This window comes from Pantoea sp. Seng (genome assembly GCF_009829935.1).
Lineage (GTDB): Bacteria > Pseudomonadota > Gammaproteobacteria > Enterobacterales > Enterobacteriaceae > Pantoea > Pantoea communis.
The window spans coordinates 1-1,421 of the sequence record NZ_SZZV01000046.1; the positions used below are offsets into that span (position 1 = coordinate 1).

At 52.8% G+C, this 1,421-nt stretch carries 1 protein-coding gene; it reads left to right on the forward strand.

All coding sequences use genetic code 11. The features are described from left to right. The first annotated feature begins 91 nt into the window (after positions 1-91). Complete coding sequence (locus tag FD737_RS23635) at positions 92-1,408, forward strand: IS4 family transposase (RefSeq protein WP_160834699.1); 1,317 nt, start codon at positions 92-94, stop codon at positions 1,406-1,408. Positions 1,409-1,421: the final 13 nt, after the last annotated feature.

Genomic DNA, 1,421 nt, shown 5'->3' on the forward strand with positions numbered 1-1,421 from the left:
TAATGCCGATCAGTTAAGACAAAAATGATCGGTTGAATGATCCGGCAGTTCTGCAAAAATCCGTAATCTCTCAGGGATTACGGATTTTTTTATGCTTCTCAGTCAGGCTCTCGATATCGTTCATCACTTTACGCCTCAGGAATTCTCGACGCTTTCTGATCTCCTTTCTCCTGAGCTCATTGATGAGTGTCTTGCTGATACCGGCACAGTGACGTTACGAAAGCGCCGGTTATCGATGGAAATGATGGTCTGGGCTGTGACCGGCATGGCACTTTTTCGCTCCCATTCGATGACCCAGCTCGTCTCACACCTGGATATCCTTCTGCCGGGGAAAAGGCCTTTTGTTGCGCCCAGCGCGGTTGTGCAGGCCCGGCAGCGATTTGGAGAAGATGTTATCCGGTTAATGTTTGAGAAAACGCAGCGCCTCTGGTTTGAAAAGACACCGCTGTCGCACTGGAACGGACTGACGCTGATGGCGGTGGATGGCACCGTATGGCGCACCCCTGACACACCAGAGAATGATGCCGCCTTCGGGCGAACGGCCAATATTAATAAGTGCTCTGAGTGGCCGCAGGTGCGTATGGTCTGTCAGATGGAAGTCACCAGCCATCTGTTGTCAGCAGTAGCGTTCGACAGCGTCTCAGCTGTCGGCGAAGCCGATCTTGCCGCTCAGCTTATCCCACAAACCCCCGACCACTCTCTGACCCTCTTTGATAAAGGTTTTTATGCGCTGGGTCTGCTGCACGCCTGGCAGTCGGCGGGAACGGAAAGACACTGGATGTTGCCGCTGCGCAAAGGGGCACAGTACCGTGTTGTCCGTAGCTTAGGGGCCGGTCAGGAGTTGGTGGAATTACAGCTGTCGCCGCAGGCGAAGAAAAAATGGCAGGGTGCTGCAGACACACTGACGGCAAGGCTTATCAGCAAAGAACTCAACGGAAAAAAGGTTCAAATCCTGACATCGATGTGCGATCCGCTGAGATACCCGAAAGCGGATGTTGTGGATTTATACAGCCATCGCTGGGAAATAGAGCACGGCTTCCGCGAGATGAAACAGCACCTGCTGAATAATGAGCTGACGCTGAGAAGCAAAAAGCCAGAACTTGTGCGTCAGGAGCTGTGGGGTGTGGTCCTGGCCTATAACCTTCTGAGGTTCATGATGGCGCAGATGGCGTACAGCCTGAAAGGCGTGGAACCTTATCAGATGAGTTTTAAGCAGTCCGCACTGTATCTGAGAAGTCATCTGAGCCTGCTACCGGGCATCTCAGGGGGAAAAATACCGCGGATAATGGAAGAGATAATGGCGATGGCGCCAGGGCTGGTGCTGCCGGAAAGAAGAGTGCGGCATTACCCAAGGGCGGTAAAAAAGAAGCCGCAACGTTATCCGCTGCGGCCTCCATTAAGATCTTAACTGACAAGCATTA